The 22,493-nt window shown below is 65.7% G+C and carries 21 protein-coding genes and 3 pseudogenes; 9 read left to right on the top strand and 15 right to left on the bottom strand.

Annotated features, from left to right (window positions below; all coding sequences use genetic code 11):
* The 10 genes and pseudogenes from AC1DRP_RS20450 to AC1DRP_RS20495 all read right to left on the bottom strand — a co-directional run.
* Positions 1-266: pseudogene (locus AC1DRP_RS20450) on the bottom strand (polysaccharide deacetylase family protein); the annotation flags it as partial.
* Positions 267-277: 11 nt separating this feature from the next.
* Positions 278-1,063, bottom strand: coding sequence for an SDR family NAD(P)-dependent oxidoreductase (locus tag AC1DRP_RS20455; protein ID WP_476769384.1), 786 nt, complete (start codon positions 1,061-1,063; stop codon positions 278-280).
* An 11-nt stretch (positions 1,064-1,074) separates the two neighbouring features.
* A complete protein-coding gene (locus tag AC1DRP_RS20460) occupies positions 1,075-1,932 on the bottom strand; it encodes an ABC transporter permease (protein WP_441493723.1) in 858 nt (285 codons plus the stop codon).
* Positions 1,929-2,855 carry an ABC transporter permease gene (locus AC1DRP_RS20465; RefSeq protein ID WP_476769385.1) on the bottom strand — a complete coding sequence of 309 codons (927 nt, stop codon included), beginning with the start codon at positions 2,853-2,855 and terminating at the stop codon, positions 1,929-1,931. The genes AC1DRP_RS20460 and AC1DRP_RS20465 overlap by 4 nt, the downstream gene beginning before the upstream one ends.
* A gap of 6 nt (positions 2,856-2,861) precedes the next feature.
* Positions 2,862-4,367, bottom strand: a complete 1,506-nt coding sequence (locus tag AC1DRP_RS20470; RefSeq protein WP_476769386.1) for an ABC transporter substrate-binding protein — start codon at positions 4,365-4,367, stop codon at positions 2,862-2,864.
* Positions 4,364-5,146 carry a GntR family transcriptional regulator gene (locus AC1DRP_RS20475; protein ID WP_476769387.1) on the bottom strand — a complete coding sequence of 261 codons (783 nt, stop codon included), beginning with the start codon at positions 5,144-5,146 and terminating at the stop codon, positions 4,364-4,366. The genes AC1DRP_RS20470 and AC1DRP_RS20475 overlap by 4 nt, the downstream gene beginning before the upstream one ends.
* 272 nt (positions 5,147-5,418) lie before the next feature.
* Positions 5,419-5,847, bottom strand: coding sequence for a DUF2721 domain-containing protein (locus AC1DRP_RS20480; protein ID WP_441493719.1), 429 nt, complete (start codon positions 5,845-5,847; stop codon positions 5,419-5,421).
* A gap of 536 nt (positions 5,848-6,383) precedes the next feature.
* Entirely contained in the window at positions 6,384-7,037 is a 654-nt protein-coding gene (locus tag AC1DRP_RS20485; RefSeq protein ID WP_476769388.1) for a M15 family metallopeptidase, read from the bottom strand.
* Positions 7,038-7,145: 108 nt separating this feature from the next.
* A complete protein-coding gene (locus tag AC1DRP_RS20490; RefSeq protein ID WP_441493731.1) occupies positions 7,146-7,400 on the bottom strand; it encodes a LysR substrate-binding domain-containing protein in 255 nt (84 codons plus the stop codon).
* 121 nt (positions 7,401-7,521) lie between these two features.
* Positions 7,522-7,767 (bottom strand): annotated as a pseudogene (locus AC1DRP_RS20495) (LysR substrate-binding domain-containing protein); the annotation flags it as partial.
* Here AC1DRP_RS20495 and AC1DRP_RS20500 point away from each other — a divergent pair.
* Positions 7,712-7,849, top strand: a complete 138-nt coding sequence (locus tag AC1DRP_RS20500) for a hypothetical protein (RefSeq protein WP_476769398.1) — start codon at positions 7,712-7,714, stop codon at positions 7,847-7,849. The pseudogene AC1DRP_RS20495 and the gene AC1DRP_RS20500 overlap by 56 nt on opposite strands.
* Before the next feature lie 65 nt (positions 7,850-7,914).
* Here AC1DRP_RS20500 and AC1DRP_RS20505 read toward each other — a convergent pair.
* Positions 7,915-8,043: pseudogene (locus AC1DRP_RS20505) on the bottom strand (LysR family transcriptional regulator); the annotation flags it as partial.
* A 122-nt stretch (positions 8,044-8,165) separates the two neighbouring features.
* On the opposite strand from AC1DRP_RS20505, the gene AC1DRP_RS20510 reads away from it, so the two are divergent.
* From AC1DRP_RS20510 to AC1DRP_RS20520, 3 genes are all read left to right on the top strand, one after another.
* Positions 8,166-8,795, top strand: coding sequence for a hydrolase (locus AC1DRP_RS20510; protein WP_441508120.1), 630 nt, complete (start codon positions 8,166-8,168; stop codon positions 8,793-8,795).
* Positions 8,796-8,864: 69 nt separating this feature from the next.
* Positions 8,865-9,467 (top strand): hemerythrin domain-containing protein, encoded by a 603-nt coding sequence (locus AC1DRP_RS20515; RefSeq protein WP_476769389.1) that lies wholly within the window; start codon positions 8,865-8,867, stop codon positions 9,465-9,467.
* Between the two features lie 102 nt (positions 9,468-9,569).
* A complete protein-coding gene (locus AC1DRP_RS20520; RefSeq protein ID WP_476769390.1) occupies positions 9,570-10,718 on the top strand; it encodes an NAD(P)-binding domain-containing protein in 1,149 nt (382 codons plus the stop codon).
* Between the two features lie 175 nt (positions 10,719-10,893).
* Here AC1DRP_RS20520 and AC1DRP_RS20525 read toward each other — a convergent pair whose 3' ends face one another.
* Positions 10,894-11,808: a hypothetical protein gene (locus AC1DRP_RS20525; RefSeq protein WP_476769391.1), complete on the bottom strand. Its 915-nt coding sequence runs from the start codon at positions 11,806-11,808 to the stop codon at positions 10,894-10,896.
* Between the two features lie 379 nt (positions 11,809-12,187).
* Positions 12,188-12,568 carry a VOC family protein gene (locus AC1DRP_RS20530; RefSeq protein WP_476769392.1) on the bottom strand — a complete coding sequence of 127 codons (381 nt, stop codon included), beginning with the start codon at positions 12,566-12,568 and terminating at the stop codon, positions 12,188-12,190.
* Positions 12,569-12,907: 339 nt separating this feature from the next.
* Here AC1DRP_RS20530 and AC1DRP_RS20535 point away from each other — a divergent pair, with 339 nt between their 5' ends.
* From AC1DRP_RS20535 to fhuF, 5 genes are all read left to right on the top strand, one after another.
* Complete coding sequence (locus AC1DRP_RS20535; protein ID WP_476769393.1) at positions 12,908-13,813, top strand: S1C family serine protease; 906 nt, start codon at positions 12,908-12,910, stop codon at positions 13,811-13,813.
* A 201-nt stretch (positions 13,814-14,014) separates the two neighbouring features.
* Positions 14,015-14,671, top strand: coding sequence for a redoxin domain-containing protein (locus AC1DRP_RS20540; RefSeq protein ID WP_476769394.1), 657 nt, complete (start codon positions 14,015-14,017; stop codon positions 14,669-14,671).
* Between the two features lie 387 nt (positions 14,672-15,058).
* On the top strand, positions 15,059-16,657 hold the full coding sequence (locus tag AC1DRP_RS20545) for a gamma-glutamyltransferase family protein (RefSeq protein ID WP_476769395.1): 1,599 nt from the start codon (positions 15,059-15,061) through the stop codon (positions 16,655-16,657).
* Between the two features lie 157 nt (positions 16,658-16,814).
* Positions 16,815-19,157 carry a molybdopterin-dependent oxidoreductase gene (locus AC1DRP_RS20550; RefSeq protein WP_441508115.1) on the top strand — a complete coding sequence of 781 codons (2,343 nt, stop codon included), beginning with the start codon at positions 16,815-16,817 and terminating at the stop codon, positions 19,155-19,157.
* A 16-nt stretch (positions 19,158-19,173) separates the two neighbouring features.
* Positions 19,174-19,902, top strand: a complete 729-nt coding sequence (gene fhuF / locus AC1DRP_RS20555) for a siderophore-iron reductase FhuF (RefSeq protein WP_476769396.1) — start codon at positions 19,174-19,176, stop codon at positions 19,900-19,902.
* A gap of 85 nt (positions 19,903-19,987) precedes the next feature.
* On the opposite strand, the gene AC1DRP_RS20560 is transcribed toward fhuF, so the two are convergent.
* Both AC1DRP_RS20560 and AC1DRP_RS20565 read right to left on the bottom strand, forming a co-directional pair.
* Positions 19,988-20,704, bottom strand: coding sequence for a phosphatase PAP2 family protein (locus tag AC1DRP_RS20560; protein ID WP_441508113.1), 717 nt, complete (start codon positions 20,702-20,704; stop codon positions 19,988-19,990).
* 116 nt (positions 20,705-20,820) lie between these two features.
* Positions 20,821-22,493, bottom strand: a 1,673-nt coding sequence (locus AC1DRP_RS20565; RefSeq protein WP_476769397.1) for a COG3904 family protein, incomplete at its 5' end; no start/stop codon positions are given.

A 22,493-nucleotide genomic window follows, 5' to 3' on the forward strand; every position in this document is an offset into this window, starting at 1 on the left:
TGGTTCTTCGCCACCAGCCCCGGCACGAACATCGTCGCCTTGATGCCGTAGCGGTCGAGCAGGTCGAGGATGCGCCAGATGCCGATGCGCGGGCCGAACAGCCGCTGCTCGATCTGTCCGAGCGTGGCGGGCGCGCCCTCGGACAGGTTCCAGAGATAGGGGCTCTCGGCATCGACATCGACGCTGAAGCAGAAGGCGCTGCTCTTGCCGGCCGGCCATTCGTAATCCGAGACGGGAAAGCGCGCAGGCGCAAGGGAGGTTGTCATCGTGCCCTCCACTAGAGCGGGTTCTTCTTGTCCTGATGGACGGCGAGCGAGCCGATGGAGTTGCCTCCGTCGATCGTCAGGGTCGCGCCGGTGACATAGGCCGAGGCGCTGCTGGCGAGATAAAGCAGGCCATTGCCGACATCCTCGCGCGAGGAGGGGCGGCCGAGCGGGATCTGGGAGATCGTGCTCTGGATATGCGCCTCGGTCAGGTCGCTGACCTTGCTGCCGGCGGCAAAGCCGGGCTCGAGCGCATTCACGCGGATGCCGAATTCGGCGAGCTCGACGCCAAAGCCCTTGGTCAGCCGGTCGAGCGCCGTCTTGGAGGTGCAATAGGGCACGACGGTGCGCCGCATCTTGCGCGAGGCGCCCGACGAGATGTTGATGATCGAGCCCTTGACGCCCTGGCGCACCATCTGCGTCGCGATCTCCCGGGTCAGGATGAAGGGTGCGCGCAGGTTGACCGAGAAGATCCGGTCGAACTCTTCCGTCGAGGTGTCGAGCAGGAAGCCGCTGGGATAGATGCCGGCATTGTTGACGAGGATGTCGACCGCGCCCCAGCGCGTACCGATCTCGGCCGCAAGCGCCTTGATCGAGGCTTCGTCGGTCAGGTCGGCCGCCTTGGTGAAGCTCTCGCCGCCGAGCCCGAGCGAAGCCGCTAGGGCCGCAAGCTCGTCTTCGCGCGCATCGGTCAGCGCCAGCACCGCGCCGGCCTCGTGCAGCGTTTCCGCGATCCAGCGTCCGATCACGCCGCAGGCGCCGGTGACGAGCGCGCGTCTTCCCTTGATGTCGTCGAACATGGTCATGATCCCTAGCGGAAACGGGGGTCGAGGCGGTCGCGCACGGCATCGCCCGTCAGATTGACGGCCAGCACGAGCACAAAGAGGCAAAGCCCGGGGAGGGTCGCAGCCCACCAGGCGGTCGCGACATAGTTGCGGCCGGTCGAGAGCATCGCCCCCCAGCTCGCGGTCGGCGGCTGCACGCCGAGCCCCAGGAAGGAAAGGCCCGCCTCGAACAGCACCATCAGCCCGAATTCGAGCGTCGCGACGACGCTGACCGCGCCGATGATGTTGGGCAGGATATGGCGGAAGAGGATGCGCCCGGCGCCGGCGCCCATCAGCGCGGCCAGCCGGACATAGGGCATCGTCGCGACCGTGAGTGTCTGGCTATAGGCCACGCGGGCGTATCGCGGCCAGCGCGTCAGCGCGAGCACCATGATGACGTTGACGAGGCTCGGCCCCAGCACCGCGACGGTGATGATCGCGAGCAGCACGGCCGGGATCGAGAGGAAGACATCGACGACGCGCATCACCGCGACCTCGACGAACCCGCGCCGATAGCCGGCAATCATGCCCAGGACCGTGCCGACGGTCCCCGACAGGATGACCGAGGCGAAGGCGACGATCAGCGAGACCCGCGAACCATGGATGATCCGGCTGAGCAGGTCGCGGCCGAGCTCGTCACTGCCCAGCCAGTAATGGAAGCTGCGCGAGACGGTGCCTGGTGGCTTCAGCCGGCCGGCGAGGTTCTGGGCATTGGGGTCATAGGGCGCGAGCCAGGGCGCCAGGATCGCGACCAGCACCACGAGCGCGATGATCGCGACCGGCCACCAGCGGCCAAGCGCGAGGCGGCGGCGCGGGCCAGGGCTGGAGGCAGCGATCGCGCTCATCGCGCCCCGTCCAGCACGATGCGCGGATCGATGATGCTGTAGAGCACGTCGGAGAGCAGGTTGAGCAGCACGGTGACGAAGGCCCCCATCAGCACGACGCCCTGCACGATCATGAAATCGCGGGCCAGGATCGCCTGCACAGTCACCTGGCCGATGCCGGGCCAGGCGAACACCGTCTCGACGATCACCGCACCGGCGAGCAGGTTCGAGATTTCCAGCGCCGCGACTGTGATCAGCGGGATCGAGGCGTTGCGGGCGACATGGCGCAGCAGCAGCCGGCCGGTGCGGACCCCGCGCGAGCGGGCGGTGCGGGCATAGTCCTTCGAGAGCTCGTCGAGCAGGGCCGAGCGGGTGATCCGCGCAAAGGTCGCCATGCTGAGCAGGCCGAGCGCGAAGGAGGGMATGATGAGATGCGAAAAATCGCCGGTGGAGGAGGGTGGCAGCCAGCCGAGCAGCACCGAGAAGACCAGGATCATCAGGATGCCGCTCCAGAAGGTCGGCATGCTCTGGGCCGCCAGCACGATGCCGGAAGCAGCCTTGGCGATCGGCCTGTCGCGAAACACCGCGAGCAGGATGCCCATCGGCACGCCGATGCCGCAGGCGACGACGAGCGCGCCCGCCGCCAGCATCAGCGTGTAGGGCAGGCGCGAGGCGATGATCGTCAGCACCGGCACGCGCTGCACCACGGACTGGCCGAGATCGAAACGGGCGAGATCAGCCAGGAAGTCGAGATATTGCAGCAGAAGCGGCCGGTCGAAGCCGAGCGCATGGCGCAGCGCCTCGACATCGGCCTTGGTCGCGGTCTCCGACACCAGCAGATAGGTCGGATCGCCGGTCAGGCGCTGGACGAAGAAGATCAGCGTCACCACCCCGAGGATGGTGACGAGCGCCTGTCCGGCACGCCTGAGAAGAAAGCCCTGCACGAAGCCTCAGTCCACCCAGCTCATGCGGTTCAGGAACATGCTTTCATTCGGCGTCGGCTTGAACTGCAGGTTCTTGGTCGCGCCGTAGAGCACGGCCGCCTGATAGAGCGGCACGAGCGGGGCTTCCGTCGCGATGATCTCGTGAACCTGCTTGTAGGCGGCAAGCCGCTTGTCCTTGTCGAGCGTCTGGCGCGCCTCCTCGAGCAGGCTGTCGGCCTTCGGGTTGCGATAGGCCGACCAGCCGCTGCTCTTGTGGACCAGCGGGAAGAGCACGCCATCGGCATCCTGGCAGGCGCAGGACCAGCGCCCGAAGCTCAGCGTCGAGGTGGCCTCGGGGCCGGCCTGCGAGCGCTTGAGATAGGTCGCCATGTCGGTCATCGCGATCTTGACGGTGAAGCCGGCATCGACGAGCTGCTGCTGGATCGYCTGGACGATGCGCTGATCGAAGACCGGTGCGGTCGCAAGCTCGATCTCGGCCTTTGCCGCCGGGCCGGCCTCCGCGACTAGGGCCTTGGCCTTGGCGAGGTCGAAGCCAGGGCCGCTCATGCCCTCGATCCAGCCAAAACTCGCAGGCGTCAGCAATTGCGAGACGGGCTTGTCGAAGCCACCGAGCAGGCCGTCGACCATGCCTTCCTTGTCGATGGCATGGGCCGCCGCCACGCGCAGCTTGACGTTGTCGAACGGCGGCTTGGTGGTGTTGAGGCGCAGATAGGCGACGCGCTCGGTCAGGCCGATCAGGGCCTTGGCCTTGGCCGACGACTTGAGCTGGGCCGCCTGATCGCTGTCGAGCGTCACGCCGAGATCGCTGGTGCCGGCCTGGAGATTGGCGACCCGGGTCGCTCCGTCCGGCACGGCGCGGAAGATCACCGCCGGAAACGGACCCTTGTCGCCCCAATAGGCATCGTTGCGGGTGAGCGAGACCTGGACGCCGCGCTGCCAGCCTTCGAATTTATAGGGGCCACTGCCGATGGGCTTCAGGTTGAACGCATCCTTGCCGACGGCCTCGACAACCGCCTTCGGCACGATCGAGAGCTTGACCAGCTGGGCCAGCAGGGCGGGATAGGCGCCGTTGGTGGTGAGCTTCACCTTGGTCGGCGAGAGCGCGACGGCATCGGTGATCTTGTCGAACTGGCCGAGCTGCGGGCTGCCGAATTTCGGGTCGGTGATGCGCTTGACGCTGTAGGCGACATCCTCGGCGGTCAGCTTCGAACCGTCGTGGAAGAGGATATCGGAGCGCAGTTCGAATTCGATCTCGGTGTCGGAGAGGTATTTCCAGCTCGTCGCGACCTGCGGGACGATCTCGCCCTTGTCGTCGCGGGTGACGAGATTGTCGAAGATGTTGCGGTAGACATAGTAGCTGTCGGGGTTCCACTGCACCTGCGGATCAAGCGAGGACGGCTCGTTGACKAGGTCGACGACGAAGCGCTCCTTCGATGCATGGGCGGGGGCGGCAGAGAAAGCGAGCGCTGCGGCCAGCGCAGCAAGACGAGCATTCCGTGAGAGAGGGGTCATCGCTGCTGCTCCTTCGAGAGGGGGCGGGGCTGGTCGGTGGTGATGGTCGTCGTCCGTCGCGAGCGCCTTGCCGAGCGGGCCGGTGGTGGCGCGGGCCGCGATGCCGCCAGCATCAGGCCCTGGGCGAGTGCCTCGGTGAAGCGCCGGTGCTCCGCGGCGATGGCGAGGCTCGCCGCCTCGGCATCGCCAGCGGCAAGTGCGCTCACGAGATCGCCGAGCTCAGCCGGCGCAATCGGATGGCCGGCGAGGTCGAGCATGCGCACGATCCGATCGGCATGGTCCCAGATGTCGCCGAGCCAGCGGCGGGCAAGCGTCCCGGTCGCCGCGGCCAGCAGGTTGCGCAGCTGCCGTTCGGCGGAGCGCGCGGTCGAAAGCGCCACCGGCTCGGTCCGGCCCCGGACAGAGTCCATCACGCCAAGCAGCGCGGCCASTGCAGCCTGGGTCTGCCCGCTCGGCTGCAGCGTCGCCAGCGACGGCTCCAGCCTGCGGCGGCCGTCCAGTACGCTCGCGATCAGGGCGCCGTCGACGGGTGCGATCTGCCAACCCTGGCGGGCGTGCCGGTCGACGAAGCAGGCCGCGGTGAGCTCGGTCAGCGCGACGCGGATACCGGCGCGGCCCAGTGCGAAGCGTTCGGCCAGGGCGGCCTCATGGACGAATTCGCCCGGCGCAAGCTCGCAGGAGACGACCGCCTTGCGCAGCCGCCGGCTTGCGACATCGAGCTGCGTCTCCGCAACCGGGAGCGACGAGGATGGCGCGAACGCAGGCGAGGTATCGAGCATGGCAGGCATGCTGGATCAGCTTCTGAGATTTCACAAGTGCTTTGTGACATCTCAAATAGAATGCCTTGGAGGCGTCGAACGCGCACGACGCGGTCGGCTGTTCGGGCCGGGCCGATAGCGCAGGGGCTACAGTCTCTTCGGAGGCGGTGAGGACCTGAAGCATGGGCCCGAAAAGTGGATTGCGGATTTCGGGAAAGCTGATGCCCATTAAGAAAGATTGGATCATCGGACCGGATCCGCATCYGGTCCGATGATCTGGCCCGGGCGTTCGGTCAACTGATGAGATCGATCTTCTGAAGCGCCATCTGGACCTCGCGCAGGAATTGAGTGAGCGAGGCGCCGAACAGTCCAACGGACAGGACGAAGAGAAACGCTACGCCGCGCTCGTGAGCTAAGCCCAGGAAGGCGAGGGCGAAGGCAACAACCATCAGCAGGATCGTCGTCACCCCGCTGGAAATCGCGAACACGATGGCGCTGTTGATCAAGCCTGCTCGCCGTTCGAGGCGGGGCAAGTCAGCCTTGAGATCCGGGGCGATCGAACGATCCAGCGCGTTCAATGTTCGCGACCGGTCGAGAATGCGCTCGAGGCGGTTGATCAAGACCGAGATGAGGCCGACCACCGCGCCAAGGAGGAAGGCGGGTGCCGCTGCCTGGGTTATGACCAGCGACAGGTGATTGACGGAGGGAAGCTCGGACAGCACCGTTTCACCGTGCCCGCTGCGTCTGCTTGACGTGCGGGGCGTGACGGCCCTGCGGCGCCCATAGGGGCGCGAGTGGGGCTGCAGCGTATTTGGGGTTCATGGCGCCCTTCCAGAAAGCGTCGCGATCTGCGGATAAGTCACGTCGGGCAGCTTTGATCCGCCTGCCGTGATATGGCTTTGGCCGTAGGCTTGGCCCTTACTTGACCATGTCGGTTCGGGCGACGTCGATTTTCGCCTTCACCGCATCGAGGTTGAAGCCCGCGCCCTTCTGCATCGGTGAAAATTCAAACGTCCTCATGACAGGTTTCTCGACCTGCTGCTGAACGAAGACGAAGCGCCAGAATTCAGATATGAGCCAAGAGAGGTATTGCCGCGCACCATACTTGGTTCCGCTGTCGGGCCAACCCGTACGCTCGAACGGGGCCGAGGCGAACGTGGACCTTGGCCTTCTCGCACAGCCAGCCACCGGGGTTGGTCAATGAAGCGGTTGCCATTCTCGGCTTTGCCCGCCTGCACTCTGTCCGGCCAGAGGTTCATCACCGGGAGGCGGAACCCACCTTCCGTGAGGCCCTTGCCCCGAACGACAGCTCGAAATGCGAGCGGTCCATGTGCTTGTAGCCGCGGAAACGGCCCCCCCAGCGCAGCGATACGCCCAGTTCGGTGGCGGCACGCTTGAGTGCAACTGCGATCCGGTTCTGGGCATTCGGATCGAAGATCACCCGGCCCTCCACATCGAGCGGCCACAGATCCACGGCATTACCCGAACGGTGTGAGCTCGCATGCACCCTGGACCAGCCCCAGGCGACCGCCTGGCGTTGCAGTGTGCGGTCGCGCCGGCCTGAGCCGATCACGAAGCGCAGGTCGGGATTGTCGGCCTGGGCCCGGCCCACCACCCTGGCGAGCGCCGGCTGGATCGCCCGGAGATTGGCCTCGTGATGTCCGAGCGGATCGGGATTCCAGGCGCGGAACATCGCCAGTTGATCCCGTCCGTATTCATCGACAGCCGGAATCCGCGCGTAGACGCCGCCCGGTCCGTAGGGGCCAGCGACATCCGCAGTTGCCGGCACGCCCGTTCTGGCTTGACCATGGGCGCCGCTCCCCCAGCCGCTGCCGAGGAGCGCGATGGCGAGGAGACCCAGGCGCAGGGGGCGTGCGAGGAAGCGTGCAAGGGAGCGTAGAGGTGCAGGCATGGCCAGCACAGTCGCAGCCCGATGCAGTCAAGGGAAGGCGGGATCGTCCGGCCCTCGGGGATGGGCAAGGCAGTGCGCGTCAGGGACGCTGCCGCAGGCTGGCCGGGGTCATCTCGCCTGGAATTCCGCCGCGAGAAAGTCGATGAAGCCGCGCACAGCCGGTGACAGCCCACGGCGCGAGGGAAAGACCGCATGCACGATTCCGCTCGGCAGCGTCCAATCCGGCAGGATGATTTCCAGTGTTCCTGAGGCGACCTTGTCCATGACCAGATAGTCCGCGAGCTGAGCGATGCCGACGCCGTCCTCGGCCGCCTGCCGCAGGGCGTCCATGTCGTCGGTGGCGTATCGCGGCTCGAACGCGATGCTGACAGGTTCGCCCGCAGCGTTGCGAAGCTCCCAGGCATGTCTGGGGGGGGGACCGGATCAGATCCAGCCCTGGCAGCCGGCTCAACTGCGTAGGCGTTTCCGGCCGGCCGAACCGGTCGAGCAGAGCCGGGCTTCCGACCAGGAGCTGCCGGCTCTCTGCGAGCCGCTTCATCACCAGCCCCTCATTCTCGAGCGGAGGAAACCGGACGCGCAGGGCGATGTCGACCCCTTCCTCGATCACGTCGACGCGGCGGTTCGTTGCAGAGAGCTGCACGCGCACCTGCGGGTGGGCGATCAGGAAACGCGACATGACCGGGGAAACAAAGCTCAGCATCAGCGAGATCGGGCATGTCACGCGGATCATCCCGCGTGGTTCGGCGCTGGTGTTGTCGATCGCCTCCTGGGCGGCTTCTGCCTCGGCGATCATCGCCACGCAGTGCCGGTAATAGACTTCGCCGACTTCGGTCATCCCGAAATGCCGCGTCGAACGTTGCAGGAGCCGGCTCCCCAACCTGTCCTCGAGCAGCGCGATGCGGCGGCTCAGCGTCGATTTAGGCATGCCGAGCGCGCGCCCGGCTGGTGCGAATCCGCCATGCTCGACGACACGGGCGAAATAGAAAAGGTCATTGAGATCCTGCATCGCGTCGTTCCATTTTTGGAACGGACAGTACCGTTATGGCCGACTACAGGCAAATTCGTTCCACGAATATCTCTTGAGGCATCGGGGCCGCGGCCTCGATCGAACCCTACGGAGATATCGATATGGCCAAGAGTTCTCTGCTCACCCCCGATGATCACGCGCTCTTGCTGATCGATCACCAGTACCTGCAGCTGCTGGCGCTGCGCTCCCACACCAGCGAAGCGGTCGTCAACAACACGACCTTCCTCGCCAAGGCGGCGAAGCTGTTCAAGGTGCCGACCCTGCTCACCACGGCCTTCGCCGAGCGCCAGGCGCTGTTCGAGGAGGTCCAGGCCGTCTTCCCGGATCAGACGCCGGTCGACCGGACCGGGCTGAATTCCTGGGATGATCAGCGCGTCCTCGATTGGGTCAAGAAATCCGGCAAGAAGAAGCTGGTGATGGCGGGTCTGTGGACCGAAGTGTGCCTGAGCATGCCGGTGATCGACGCGCTTGCCGACGGCTACGAGGTCTACATCGTCACCGATGCATCCGGCGGAGGCAGCACCGAGGGCCATGAGCGCGGCGTGCAGCGCATGGTCCAGGCCGGCGCGCAGCCGCTCACCACCATTGCCTATGTCTCCGAGCTGCAGCGCGACTGGGCGCGCCCGACGGCTGACGAGGTCGCCAAGCTTTTCGCCGAACATGGCGGTGGCTTCGGACAGGGGCTGCGCTGGGAATGGCAGCTGCTCGGCCTGAAGGAAGGCACGCGCTGATAGGCCTGGGCCGGCCGTGGTTCTCGGCCACGGCCGGCCCAGCGCCCCAATGCGGAAAGGAGCGACGAAATGAAGGACATCGACAGGGCACTCAATGTCGAGGTGAGGGGCGGCCTGCCGGATGAGCTACTCGCATTGCTGCGCAAGTTCCCGCGCGACCAGTGGGCGAATGATCCGAGCCTGCACGGGCTGGCCGAAGGCTGGCTCCAGAGGCATGATCTGTTTCGGGAGCTCTCGGTGCTGATCGGCGGCATGACAACCGATCTCAGGGAAGGTCGCACGTCCCCAGCCGCGTTCTTACCGCTCTTCCAGCGCCGGATGGGCCTTTTGCTCGGCGAGCTCGATGGACATCACCGCGTCGAGGATGAGCACTACTTCCCGTCCTTTGCCGCCGCGGCACCGAGGCTGCAGAAGGGGTTCGATATCCTCGACAATGACCACGATGTGATCCATGGCGCGATCGACCGGCTCGGAAGCGCCAGCCGCGAGCTCATCGCAGCGCTGTCGGGCGAGGTCTCGGGGCGCGACGGGGACGTGTTGCGCGTGGCCGAGCGGATCGCCGGAGAGATCGAGGGCTTCGACCGAACCCTGCTGCGGCATCTCTGGGATGAAGAGGATCTGATTATCCCCCTCATCCTGGAACGCACCCGGGATGATCCGGAATTCGGGTGACCCTTCGCGGCAAGCGGCGTCGACCGCGCCGCGGCAGGTGTCGTGCCTGCGCTTTGGGAGGATGGCTTGAGTTCGCGCGCTTCCTGTCTCATGGCTTTGGGAATGAGCGCCGATCTCGAGCCTTCCGACCCGCCCGATACGACCGAGTCGTCCCCACTGAGGGGCGATGTCCGAGCCGTGATCAAGGTCGATATCATGGTCATCGGCGCCGGCCAGGCGGGGCTGTCCAGCGCCTATCACCTGCAGAATCTCGGTCTTCTGGCCGGCAGGAACTATCTCGTTCTCGACAAGTCCCCGGAAGCCGGCGGCGCCTGGCAATATCGCTGGCCGTCGCTGACGCTCAGCACGGTCAACCGGATTCATGACCTGCCGGGCATGCAGTTCTCCGATGTGATCGAACCCGGCCTGACCGAGGTGAGGGCGTCCGAGGCTGTTCCCCGGTATTTCGCGGCCTATGAACGCAAGTTTCAGCTGCCGGTCTATCGCCCGGTGGCGGTCAAGGTCGTCTGCGACCGCGGCGACCGCTTCAGGATCGAGACCGATCGCGAAACCTTCTCGGCCCGCAGCATCATCAATGCCACCGGCACCTGGGAGACACCCTATATTCCGAGTTATCCGGGAGCCGACCGCTTCCTGGGCCGGCAGCTTCACACCCGCGATTACCGCACAGCCGACGCGTTCGCCGGGAAGCATGTCATCGTGGTCGGCGACGGCATCTCCGCTCTGCAATTGCTCGATGAGATTTCCCGCGTCACCTCGACCACCTGGGTCACCAGGCGGGAGCCGCAGTTTCGGGACCGTCCCTTCACGGCGAAAGATGGGCGCGCCGCCGTCGCCATGGTCGAAGACCGGGTCAGGCAGGGCCTGATCCCCGGCTCCGTCGTGTCGGTGACCGGGATTCCACTGACACCGGCCTTGCTTGCCGCCCGCGAGCGCGGCGTGCTGAAGCGTGTGCCGATGTTCAGCGAGATCACCGAACAGGGTGTGCGCTGGGCCGACGGAGCCGAGCAGAGGGCCGATGTCATTCTCTGGTGCACCGGTTTTCGCAGCTCGCTCGACCATCTGGCGCCGCTGCAGATCCGGGACGAGAAGGGCGGCATCGTCATGACAGCCCGGCTCGCGACCCAGGTCGCCAAGGACCCGCGCATCCATCTGGTCGGCTATGGCCCCTCGGCCTCGACGATCGGCGCCAACCGGGCGGGCGCTGCCGCGGCGCGCGAACTTGCGGGCTATCTCGGCCTCGTCAGCTAGCTGCTCGATTGCCGAAACCTGACCGTCGATCGGCTGTATCCTGGCCTTCAAGTCCTCGACCTCGCCGAGCAGCGCGGCGCGCTTCCGAGGGCTTCGCCATCATCCGCTATGAGCCGTCGTCATCGGCTCTGGGTGCGAGCCATCCGCCCCGCAAGCCAAAGCGGCGTGAACCACGTCAGAAATCATGGTTGAGCTTCAGCTTGGCGATGTGGTGGGAGAAGTTCGTCAGATCGACATTGCCGCCAACACCGGTGGCGCGACCGGCCACCTGGATACTCCAGGCACCGGAGAGTGCCCAATCTTTCGTGAAGGCCCAATAGAAGTTCGGCCCCGCGAACGTTGCCTGACCGAGGAGATGACCGAAGGCAAGGTTATCGTAACGCCGGAAATGGCTTGCCTCGGCGCCGATGAAAAAACTGTCCGCAAGCTGATAGGTCAGCGCGCCGCCGATGCGAGCTATCGAGGTTCTGGCATAGCCGCCGCTTGGCGAGCCGAGGTCCTGATAGTTCCAGTCGTAGCTGACGTTGAGAGCCCCGTAGAGCTTGCCGGCGACCAGTTCCTTGTCGAGGAACACCGAGAAGACGCCGTCATAGACACTGCGCGATCGTCCGGTGAGCGTGTAGAACGCGCCAGCGGTTGCCGCGCCTTGGAGCACGGCGTCGAAGGTCAGGCCGACGCCATTTGTATCGCGCCCGAGCAGCTTGTACTTCATCTCGATACCGCCGCCGACGGTGGAGCCGTTGGCCTTCGCACCGAACGTCTTCGAATTGGTCACACCGGCAAAGGCGAAGGGATCGAGCTCGACACAGCGCCATGGCGAGTAGGTCGCCTGGACATTGAGGTTGTGCGACGCGAGTGGGCCGCTGCGCGCTCCGAACGAACCGCCATACGCTCCCGAGAGAGAAAACTGTCCGAGATCATTGACGTCACTTCCCGAATTGAAGCCGAAAACGTCGTTTGGCAGGCTGTTCAGCTCAAGGCAGGCTGCCGTTGCCGATGCAGGCGGAAGAGCCTTGCTCGGCTGCGGTTCGGCGGCGAGGGCCGCACCGGCGAACGCAACGGCGATCGTGATCAGCACCGAGCGGGCCACAGGACTTCTCTTTCGATGGAGCCAGGTTCTTTGCGAGCGGCAGCTTGCATCCGACATTCTGCAATCAAGACCAAGCTTCGTCATCACGCCGCCATGCCCCGGTAACCGGTCGTTCCTACCACTTGTTGACCGTAGCGGCTAAGACCGCCTTGGCGCCTCTGTGTACCAAACGAACGTCAAACTGGATTGGGACCGAGGGGCAACGTCACGTGGGCCTGTGCCAACCGAGCTGGGACTGGGGGAGAGCACTGTTGTCGTCGGTGCACCTGTTGGCCCATGCGGCCGTGCCTGCGACAGGGTGTGTCCCGGCGCATGATCACCGACAAGCTAGGCATCTGTCGTAAAGGCGGATGCCGGATTTCGGGAAGGCTGATGGCGTTCAGCCCTGTTTCATTTGGATCAGCTGGATGAGGTTGCCGCAGGTGTCGTCCAGGACCGCCATCCGCACAGGTCCTGCATCCATCGGCTCCTGCGTGAACACGACCCCGCGCTCGCTAAGCCTTGCAAATTCTCCATTCAGATCCTGGACCTGGAACGAGGTTGCGGGAATGCCGTCCTTGACGAGAGCGTCCTTGTAAGGCTTGACCGCCGGATGCGCGCTGGGCTCCAGCAGCAGTTCCGTTCCCCCTGGTTCCTCCGGTGATACGACCGTCAGCCAACGGTAGTCGCCGACGGGAACATCGTTCTTCACGATGAAGCCAAGCGTGCCGGTATAGAAGTCCAGTGCCTTGGCCTGGTCGTCGACGAAGACGCTGCTCACATAGATTCGCATGATGAGTGCCTTAGAGCTGTTTCCTGAGGAATGGATTGTGGTCCACTCTCGCCCTGTTCCGCATGTCGAGCTTTGTCCGGACAGGGCCCCGATCCCTTGTTGTCTCCCGTGTCCATCCGCAATTTAGAGGAATACAACCTGGACGGGAAGGGCGGAGGCGTCTCCAGCGGCCGGTCTGTGTCGATCACATTCGGGTAACCGGCCGCTCAATCATCGTCGGGGCCTTGTGTCGATCAGGCCGGTTCATACCTTTTGAGAGAGCTATCCAGTTTCTGCCGGCCGGCGCACCGCCTCGATCTCAGCGCCGCGCCCTTTCAGGATGGAACGATGAGCATCGGCCCGATCTTGCACTCCGTCGTGGGCGTTCGCTCGTCCATTCCTGCCGATGCCTTTACGGCCTCCGCGCTGGGTACAAGGCGGGAAGGCAGCGGTGTCGTCATTCGGGACAATGGGCTGGTGCTCACCATCGGCTATCTGATTACCGAAGCTGAGGACGTCTGGCTGACGACGTGGACTGGTCGCGTGGTGCCAGCGCATGCGCTGGCCTATGATCAGGAGACCGGCTTTGGCCTGGTCCAGGCGCTTGAGCGGCTCGACCTGCCGGCGGTCGCGTTCGGCGCCGCCACTGATGCCGAAATCGGCGAGTCCGTCCTGCTTGCAGACGGCATCGGGCAAGTCGTGGAGGCCAATATCGTGGCCAAGCAGGAATTCGCCGGCTACTGGGAATATCTGCTGGACGAAGCCATCTTCACCGCCCCGGCGCACCCGTCCTGGGGTGGTGCGGCGCTGTTCGGACCGGATGGAAAGCTCCTGGGCATCGGCTCGCTGCACCTGCGGATGGGCCGGGCCGGCGAGATCTTTGACGTCAATATGGTCGTGCCGATCGATCTGCTTCCGCCGATCCTCGACGATCTGCTCGCCCGGGGCCGGGTCGACAAGCCGCCACGCCCCTGGCTCGGCGCCTTCTCGGCCGAGAGCAATGGCAAGGTCGTGGTGATGAGCGTGGCCGAAGGCGGGCCGGCAGCCCAGGCGGGCCTGCGTCCCGGCGACATCATCTCGGATGTTCGCGATGGCGAGATCGACGGCCTGGCCGATTTCTATCGGAAGCTCTGGGCGAGCGGCCCGGCAGGCGCCGAGGTCCCGATCAGGGTCGTCCGCGACGGCCGCGAGACATGGCTTCGCATCCGGTCGGCCGACAGGGGCAGCTTTCTGAAGAAGCCGCATCTGCAGTGAGCGGCGAAGCGGGGCGGAGCAGACTCCGGGCCGAGCGCCGACGCGTACGGAATCCCGCCGCACTGCACCGTAAGGCTGGGAACCGGGCTGCGGCAGAGTTATACTTGAACGGCCGGAATAGGTTCCTGCCTGCCGGCCGAGGCCCCGGCATGATCCTGCCGGTTCTCAACTGATCCAGTTCGTCAGGCGGAGAGTCTTCGTATGGCAAATGGATTCCGGCCCCCGGCCTCGCCAGGCGAATTGGCGCCTGATTTTGTCCTMCCTACGGTCGACGGAAGCGGGATCGCGTCGCTCTCCGATTACCGCGAAAGGCATTCGGTGTTTCTTGCGCTGTTCGTGGGGCTGTGGTGCCCGTTCTGCCGGCGGGCGATCGCGCACATGGCGGCGACCGATCGCGAGCTCAAGGCCATCGGTGTGGAAACGCTTGGGATTGTGGCAACGCCGCTGGAGAACGCGCAGCTCTACTTCAAATTCCGCCCGAGCAACCTGCGCCTGGCGGTCGATCCGGAGCTCTCCACCCATCGCGCCTATGGTGTGCCGAAGCCGCCTGCGACCCCGGAGTTACTGGAGGCTTTTGCGACGCTGCGGATCAATCCGAATGATGAGTTCCCGCAGCCCGTGCCGATCAGGGAGGCCTCTGACAGGCTGACCAGGCTCGAYGGCTATAGGGAGAGCCCGACCGACCACTCCGACATGGAGAAGCAATGGCCCCAGCTCAAGGGCCAGTTCCTGATCGATCCGCATGGAGTCATCCGCTGGGCGAACATCGAATGCGGCTCCGAAGGGCTCGCCGGTATCGGAAAATTCCCCTCGACGGCGGAAATCCTCGCTGCAGCGCGAGCCCTCTTTGCGTCCTGAACCAGGCAGCGGGCGGGCGCACTCGATGAAGAGCGGGAGGAGGAGCGGCGAACAGCGGTGATCACGCCTGTTCGCTCTGAACCGTAGCGGCCGGGCAGGCAACCTATCTCGGTAGCACCAGCGGGAACCGCTTCCTTTCGAGGCTTTTCTCACCAGGAGAGGATGACGAGCCGACAGAGGCGCCGTTATCAGCCCCGACGACGATCGGCTCCCCCTCCAATTCCTGCTTCCTTCCAGAAGCGCATGGCTGAGGCGATCATCGCCCCAGCCATGCATGTAGCTCCGGCGGCACCCCCTCGAAAAGCGTGGGCTGGCGGCCTGTCCTTGCCGGCGAACTGTGCTCTGATCGCATCCAGCCTGAGGACAGGGACGCAAGGACGACTGACGATGCATGGCCGCCGCCCCACGTTGTTTTCTCGCCACGGCATGGTTGCCGCGGCGCACCCGCTCGCCGCCCAGGCCGGCGCCAGGCTCCTGATCCAGGGAGGCAACGCTTTCGACGCGATTGCAGCAACCGCTGCCGCCCTGACCGTGGTCGAGCCCTTCATGTCGAGCCTGACCGGCATGGGCTCGGCGACGCTCTGGAGCGCCGCCGAGCAACGCGTCCGCGTGCTCGACTTCGTACCGCCGATCCAGGCGAGCTTCCCGGCCGAACGCTTCACCAAGCGGGCCGAACTGGAGCGCGGCCCGCATGCGGTCGCGGTTCCCGGCAATCTCGCGGGCTGGTGCGAGCTGGCGGCGCGCTATGGCAGGAAGCCCCTCAGTGAGATCCTGGCGCCGGCGATCGCGCTCGCCCGGGACGGATTCGCGCTCTCCGAATTCGGTGTGGAGGAGTTCAACGAGCAGGCGCCGCTCCTCGCGGCCTCGCCGGAGCTTTATCCCGCCTTCAGCGCCAATTACCTGCCGGATGGCGGACCGGTGAAGCTCGGCCAGGTACTGCGCCAGGCCGATCTCGCGGGCACATTCGCGGAGATCGCGGCCAAGGGACCGGACCATCTTTATCGCGGCGCGCTGGGCGAAAGGATCGTCGGACATCTGAGCGGGCTCGGCGGCAAGATGAACATGGCCGATCTCGCGGCCGTGCAACCGCGCTGGCGCGAGCCGCATGCCGTGAGCTATCGCGGCCTCGATATCCATGTTCCGCCGCCGCCCTGCGAGGCATTCCAGTTCCTGCTGAGCCTCAAGATCCTCGAAGGTTTCGATCTGGGAGGCCTGAGCAAGGATGGGCCGGAGCATCTCGACCTGGTCTATCGGGCCATCAGGCTCGCGGCCGGCCTCAGGATCGCCAGCAACAATCCCTCCGCCGAGATCCTGGCCGAGATCTTCTCCGATGCCGCGATCGCGGGCCTGCGCCAGCGCATCGGCGACGGGGAGCCGATCGAAGGCCCGACCGAGCAATGGACGCCGCAGGACAAGGAGGATCCCGCCCATACCACCTCGTTCTCGGCCGCTGATGCCGAGGGCAATCTGGTCTGCATCACCAACAGCCTCGGCAGCCCCTTCGGCAGCGGCATCGTCGTGCCGGGCACCGGGCTCTGCCTCAACAATTTCCTGTACTGGGCCGATGTCCAGCCCGGCAGTCCGAACCGCTCGAAGCCGGGCGACGAATTGCCGATGTGCATGTCGCCCAGCATCACGACGCGCGCCGGAAAGCCGGTGCTCGCGCTCGGCACGCCCGGCAGCTACGGCATCATGCAGACCCAGACCCAGGCTATGGTGCAGCATCTCGATTTCGGCCTGCCGCTGCAGGAGGCGATCGAGGCGCCGCGGGCACGGCTCTGGGACGGGCGCTTCATCCAGGCCGAGAACCGTATCGCAGCCGGGACGATTGAAGAGCTGCGGCGGCGCGGCCACGAGATCGAGGCCTTTGATGCCGGCTGGACGATGCGATGCGGCGGCATGCAAGCCGTGGCGATCGACCCCGCAACCGGCGTGATGACCGGCGCAGCCGACCCGCGCCGCGATGGATATGTTGTGGCGGTTTGAGGCCGCCGGATGACGCGTGCCGGCCTTCGGGCCGGCGCGTCAGTTCGGCTTGAGGCGGCACTCATCGGGGAGGGCCGCAGAAATCTCTTGCGATCCAGGGGCACTATGCCGGATGCCATGATCGCTGTGGCGGCTTTGGCGCCTGGGAAGACATGTGATGACCCATTCGAACGACCAGATCACCGAGCCTTCTGCGGCGGATGACGCCTTTCGCCCGCATACCTCGCATTGGGGCGTGTTCTCGGCCCGCATGCAGGATGGCCGGCTCGAAGTCCGGCCCCACCCGGGCGATCCCGATCCGAACGAAATCATCCAGAACTTCCCGGCCGCCTTGCGCCATCGCGCGCGGATCGCACAGCCCATGGTCCGCCGCGGCTGGCTCGAGCGCGGCCCGGGGCCGGACGATCGGCGCGGACGCGACGAGTACCTGCCGATGTCCTGGGGGGCCGTGCTCGATCTGCTCGGGGGCGAGCTCGCGCGCATCCGCGACGATCACGGCCCGGGTGCGATCTTCGGTGGCTCCTATGGCTGGGCAAGCGCAGGGCGCTTCCACCACGCCCAGAGCCAGATCCACCGTTTCCTGAATACCTCGGTCGGCGGCTATGTCCGCTCGGTCAATAGCTATTCCTCGGGCGCGTCCTCGGTCCTGGTGCCCCATGTCATCGGCGACTACGAGGACCTGGTGAAGCGCAACGTCTCCTGGGAGCAGATCGCCGATCACAGCGAGATCGTGCTCGCCTTTGGCGGCATGGCCCTGAAGAACAGCATGGTGGCCGGCGGCAGCATCAGCAAGCATGTCGAGCGCGGCGCCATGGACCGGGCGAGGGCACGCGGTTGCCAGTTCGTGCTGGTCGGGCCGCTCCGGGGCGACCTGCCGGAGGAGGCAGGTGCGGAGTGGGTCTCCTCCAATCCCGGCAGCGACACGGCGTTGATGATGGCGCTGGTCCACACCCTCGTCGTCAATGGCCTGCATGATCGCGAATTCCTCGCGCGTTGCACGGTCGGCTGGCCGATCTTCGAGCGCTATCTCCTGGGCGAGACCGACGGCCAGCCCAAGGATGCGGCCTGGGCCGCGGCGATTGCCGGCGTTCCGGCCGATGCGATCACGGCGCTGGCGACACGGCTGCATGGCCGGCGCGCGCTGATCGTCGTCGCCCATGCGCTGCAGCGCGCCGAGCACGGCGAGCAGCCGGTCTGGATGGGCATGGTGCTGGCGGCTGCGCTCGGCCAGATCGGCCTGCCGGGCGGCGGTTATGGCTATGGGCTGGGCGCAATCGCCTATTACGGGCGGCGCTACAATGCCGTGCCGGTGCCGACCTTCGCGCAGGGTCGGAATGGGGTGTCCGACTTCATTCCGGTCGCCCGCATCGCCGACATGCTGCTGAACCCGGGGACCAGCTATCGCTATAACGGCCAGACCCGAACCTATCCCGAGATCAAGCTGGTCTACTGGGCCGGCGGCAATCCGTTCCACCACCATCAGGACCTGAACCGCCTGCGCCAGGCCTTCGCCCGGCTCGACACACTGGTCGTGCACGAGCTGGCCTGGACGGCGACGGCGCGCCATGCCGACATCGTGCTGCCCTGCACGATGACGCTCGAGCGCGAGGATATCGGCGGCAGTTCCAACGACCCGCTGCTCGTCCCGATGCAGCCCGTCGTCGAGCCCTATGGGGAAGCGCGCGACGACTACGCGATCTTCGCCGATCTCGCCGAGCGGCTCGGCACACGCCAGGCCTTCACCGAGGGCCGTACGGTGCGGCAATGGCTGGAGCATCTCTACGAGCCGACGCGCGTCGAACTCGCGGCCCAGGGCCTGCCGGCACCGAGCTTCCAGGAATTCTGGGCGGGCGAGGGTTTTGAGCTGCCACAACTGCCCGATGATGGCGGCCGCCTGCGGAAATTCCGCGAGGACCCCGCGGGGCATCCGCTGCCGACGCCGACCGGCAAGCTGGAGATCTATTCGGAGACGATCGCGAGCTTTGGCGAGGCGGATTGCCCGGGCCACCCGACCTGGCTCGGGCCGACCAATGTGCCGGACAAGGCCTCGCCCTATGTGCTGGTCGCGAACCAGCCGCGCACGCGGCTGCACAGCCAGTTCGACTTCGGCGGCCATAGCAGCGAGGCCAAGCACCGCGGCCGCGAGGTCGCCAGCATGCATCCCGCGGACGCGGCCGCGCGCGGCATCGCCGATGGCGACATCATTCGGATCTCGAACGAGCGGGGCGCCTGCCTTGCCGGCATACGCGTCACCGGTGGCATCCGCCAGGGCGTGATCCAGCTCCCGACCGGTGCCTGGTATGATCCCGCCGACCCGAGCGAGGACAAATCGCTCTGCGTCCACGGCAACCCCAATGTCCTGACCCGGGATGTCGGAACCTCGGCGCTGGCGCAGGGCTGCACGGGGCAGCTGACGACCGTCCAGGTCGAGCGTTTCGACGGCAATCTGCCGCCGATCCAGGCCTATGACCCGCCCGCGCGCCAGGTGATACCGACCTAGCATCCGAAGCGGCACAATGACCATTCCGGCGTTTGCGCCGCTCTTTTCTGGCGAACTGGCGGCCTATGGCGACCGTTTCGTCCTGGCGGCGGATGCGCCGGCCCCTTCGCCGGGCAGCGATCTCGGCGATGCCGCGCGGCTGGCCGAGTTGCTCGCGCTCTATTCCCAGCAATGCCCTGGAGGCGACCGCCGCGCGATCGCCTCGCTCTGGTCGAAACAGCATTTCGCCACGCTGCTGCCGCCCTATCTGGCGCTCGCGCTGATGGCGCAAAGTGCGGTCGATATCGACCTGGCCGCCATTGGCTGCACCTTCGGTCCCGATGGCGCGACACGCCACATCCACCTGCGCGGCATCGGGAGCAATGCGGCCCCGGCTGATGAAGGCCCGCGCTTCATGCCGCTGATCCAGGGACATATCGAGCCCATGGTCCTGACGCTGTCGGCGGCTGCCGGCGTCTCGCGAAAAGTGCTCTGGAGCAATGCCGGCAACATGTTCGAATTCGTCGTGCGGCGCATCGAACGCGCCATGGGCGTCAATGACGCCGTCGCCGAGGCCTTGAGCTTTCTGGAGAGTGCACGCTTGCCGAATGGCAAGCCCAACCCGCTCTTCAAGCCCGTGTCCTATACCGATCCGGATGAGGGAAGCGGCCGGCGGCGCCGGATCTGCTGCATCCGCTATCTCGTTCCCGAGCGCAGCTATTGCTCTACCTGCCCGTTGCCGGCCRCAAGGGCGGTGCCTGAATAGCCGGCGCTTCAGCGCGCCCAGGCAGCGAATGTCGGCGCCATTGGACGTGGAAGCGCGAGGCCGTCTGTCGAACGCCGAGGCAGGGCTATGATTCAGCCGGCACCGCCGCCGGCTCTTGATCGTCGCGGCGTTGCTGGAGACGAAGTCCAAGAGTCCAGCAGAGCGCGGCCCAGACACTGCCGATGCACCATCCTGCCAGGACATCGCTGGGATAATGCACGCCGAGATAGATGCGGCTGAGGCCGACCGCCAAAGTCAGGATGATCGCAAGGGACATCAGATAGACCCTGACCCGCTTGTCGGTCGCCAGCTGGGATAGCAAGGCGCCAAGCGTCAGGAATGTCATCGCGGACAGTGTCGCATGCTCGCTCGGAAAGCTCGCGGTGAAGACGATATAGGGCCCGTCGGGGCCCGGCCGGTCGAGCCAGAGCTGGAGCGCGGCGCTGACCACAGCTCCGCCCATCACGGTCACGCTCACGAGCTTCGCCGCATCCCGCCTGCCGATCAGGATGAGATAGCCGACCGTCGCAGCGAACAGAATGCCGAGAATGGCAAAGCTGCCCAATGCCGTGATATCGCGGCCCGCCTCCTTCAGCCATGCCGGGCCAAGCGGCTGCCCCAGATCACCGGCGCTTCTGAAAGCAGCCAGCACCGCCATGTCGAGGCGCGCGAGATCGCCTGCGATCATTTCGCCGGCAAGGAAGCACAGGCCAAGCACAGCGACGGCAAAGGCGGTCGGCGCCAGCCGCGAGGGCTGTACCCTGTTGCCGACCCGGCCAAAGGCGCGATGCGGGGCTTCCATCGGGCCAGAGTAACCCGGCGCTTTGCCGAGGAATAGCGGGATCTGCGCTCGGCCCCGCGCGGCGTATTCGTAGAACGGGATCGTCGTACCGGCCCTGCAAAAGGGGACCGCACGATCTATTGCGCATCAAGCGCCCTGAGCAGCGTGCTGGCCATCGCTGGGGGCATCGCGACAATCTCCTGATAGAACGCGGTCGATATCGCGCAGTAATCGGCATGCTGCGCAGGCGCGACCGTCTCTGCAGCAAAAATCGCAATCCGGTCAGCGCCATAGCGACGGATCAGCGACTGCCGGACTTTGCTCAGCAAGACGTCCGAGACTGCTTCGGGAATCGGCGGATGCGGGCCGGAGGTCATGATCATGCGTTCCTGCAGCATCAGATCGCGCTGAGTGAGCTCATCGGAGAGCGCTCCCGCTGTGTTCACTTTGCCGCCACCAAAGGCAGCATATTGATAGCACAGCGTAGGATCCGAGCGCCCAAGCGCCCGATACTGATCGATCAGGAGATTCGCCTGATCGATCAGCACCTGATCGTCGGCCTTTGATCTGTGGACTGCCAACAATCGTGCCAGCACAGCCCTGTAGTCCGCGATGATCTGGCCCTCGGTGGCTCCGGCTGTGAACCCATCGGCGAAGACGCGCCTGATGCGCTCGTAGTCGTCAGGAAGGCGCGCCTGGATCGCTGCCAGAGCCGGCCAGCCCTTTCGGTACGGTGATAGCAGCTGGTCAGGCGTAGGGTTGGCACCATAGCCCGATATCGCAAACTCACTCCCAGTCGCTTGGTGCGTGACCGCGTTTGCGGCGACAAGCTCCTGGATGGTCGGCCGCCACATCTTGTCGCTGGGCACGGCGAGTCCGCGGTCGACAAAACTGGTGGACAGTCCAGCTTCAACATAGGCGGCCTTCCAGGCCAATACGGACGGAGCCAGATCCGCCGCTGTCATGCCGGGAAAGGCTGGGCCGTGATAGCCGAGGCCACCGGACCGGGGCGCCCATCGCTCGCGGCCGCCTGCAAAGATAAGCGTGCAGGCGGACTCGCACCGCGCGGAAACATAAGTGATCAGTCCGCGCGCCTCGATGTTCTGTCGCAGCTTCTCGGCCTCTCCGAGGCGCCCTCCAAAACTGTGCAGATGGACGACCTTGATCCGAGGCGAGGCCTTGATCACGCGCTCGAAATCCGCAGCCAGTCCGAATTTGATCCCGCCTGTGATCTCGATCTCCGTCCCATCTCGCATGACCCGCAAGGAATAGGCTGGAAGCCGAGGGTCGCCTCTCCAGGCCATGTCGTAGAGCTCGGCGAGCTGAGGCGCTGCCCCGTTGACCAGATCGCTCAGGAACCTGAGAACGCCGAGACCGAGACTGACCTTGGCGGCCCTGGACCAGAAAGCGCCCAGGCTCAAGGCCGCACGCCGCTCCGCGTGATGTGTCGCTGACCTCCAGGTGCCGACGACCTGCCAGACCGCGATGAGCGTCACRACAAGCCAGGTCAGAACATTGAGCCAAAAGAGCGGTGCCGGATCGTATCCCGTGTCGGTGGAGAAGATCAGGTTGAGCACCAGGATCGTGATCAGCGCGACGATGTTGCCCAGGACGGCGATGCCCCAGAAGGACCAGCCGAGACTCAGCTCGCCGCGCCAGTGCCGGACGATGAAGTTCTTCCGGGGATTGGTGGGGCCAGCCGGCTCGATCGGTGGTGGCAGGAGGCGCGCCTGCCGATCGGCCTCGGGGCCGGATGCCGCCGCAGCGGACGAAGGCGCAGCAGGCGCGGCGATATCGCGCGCAGCACCGC

The organism is Allobosea sp. 01N443 (assembly GCF_056399325.1).

Bases quoted from the DNA above. Each gene is read 5' to 3' on its own strand.
- AC1DRP_RS20455 (WP_476769384.1), bottom strand. From the start codon at position 1,063: ATGTTCGACGACATCAAGGGAAGACGCGCGCTCGTCACCGGCGCCTGC.
- AC1DRP_RS20460 (WP_441493723.1), bottom strand. From the start codon at position 1,932: ATGAGCGCGATCGCTGCCTCCAGCCCTGGCCCGCGCCGCCGCCTCGCG.
- AC1DRP_RS20485 (WP_476769388.1), bottom strand. From the start codon at position 7,037: ATGCCTGCACCTCTACGCTCCCTTGCACGCTTCCTCGCACGCCCCCTG.
- AC1DRP_RS20500 (WP_476769398.1), top strand. From the start codon at position 7,712: ATGACCGGGGAAACAAAGCTCAGCATCAGCGAGATCGGGCATGTCACG.
- AC1DRP_RS20510 (WP_441508120.1), top strand. From the start codon at position 8,166: ATGGCCAAGAGTTCTCTGCTCACCCCCGATGATCACGCGCTCTTGCTG.
- AC1DRP_RS20515 (WP_476769389.1), top strand. From the start codon at position 8,865: ATGAAGGACATCGACAGGGCACTCAATGTCGAGGTGAGGGGCGGCCTG.
- AC1DRP_RS20520 (WP_476769390.1), top strand. From the start codon at position 9,570: ATGAGCGCCGATCTCGAGCCTTCCGACCCGCCCGATACGACCGAGTCG.
- AC1DRP_RS20535 (WP_476769393.1), top strand. From the start codon at position 12,908: ATGAGCATCGGCCCGATCTTGCACTCCGTCGTGGGCGTTCGCTCGTCC.
- AC1DRP_RS20545 (WP_476769395.1), top strand. From the start codon at position 15,059: ATGCATGGCCGCCGCCCCACGTTGTTTTCTCGCCACGGCATGGTTGCC.
- AC1DRP_RS20550 (WP_441508115.1), top strand. From the start codon at position 16,815: ATGACCCATTCGAACGACCAGATCACCGAGCCTTCTGCGGCGGATGAC.
- AC1DRP_RS20560 (WP_441508113.1), bottom strand. From the start codon at position 20,704: ATGGAAGCCCCGCATCGCGCCTTTGGCCGGGTCGGCAACAGGGTACAG.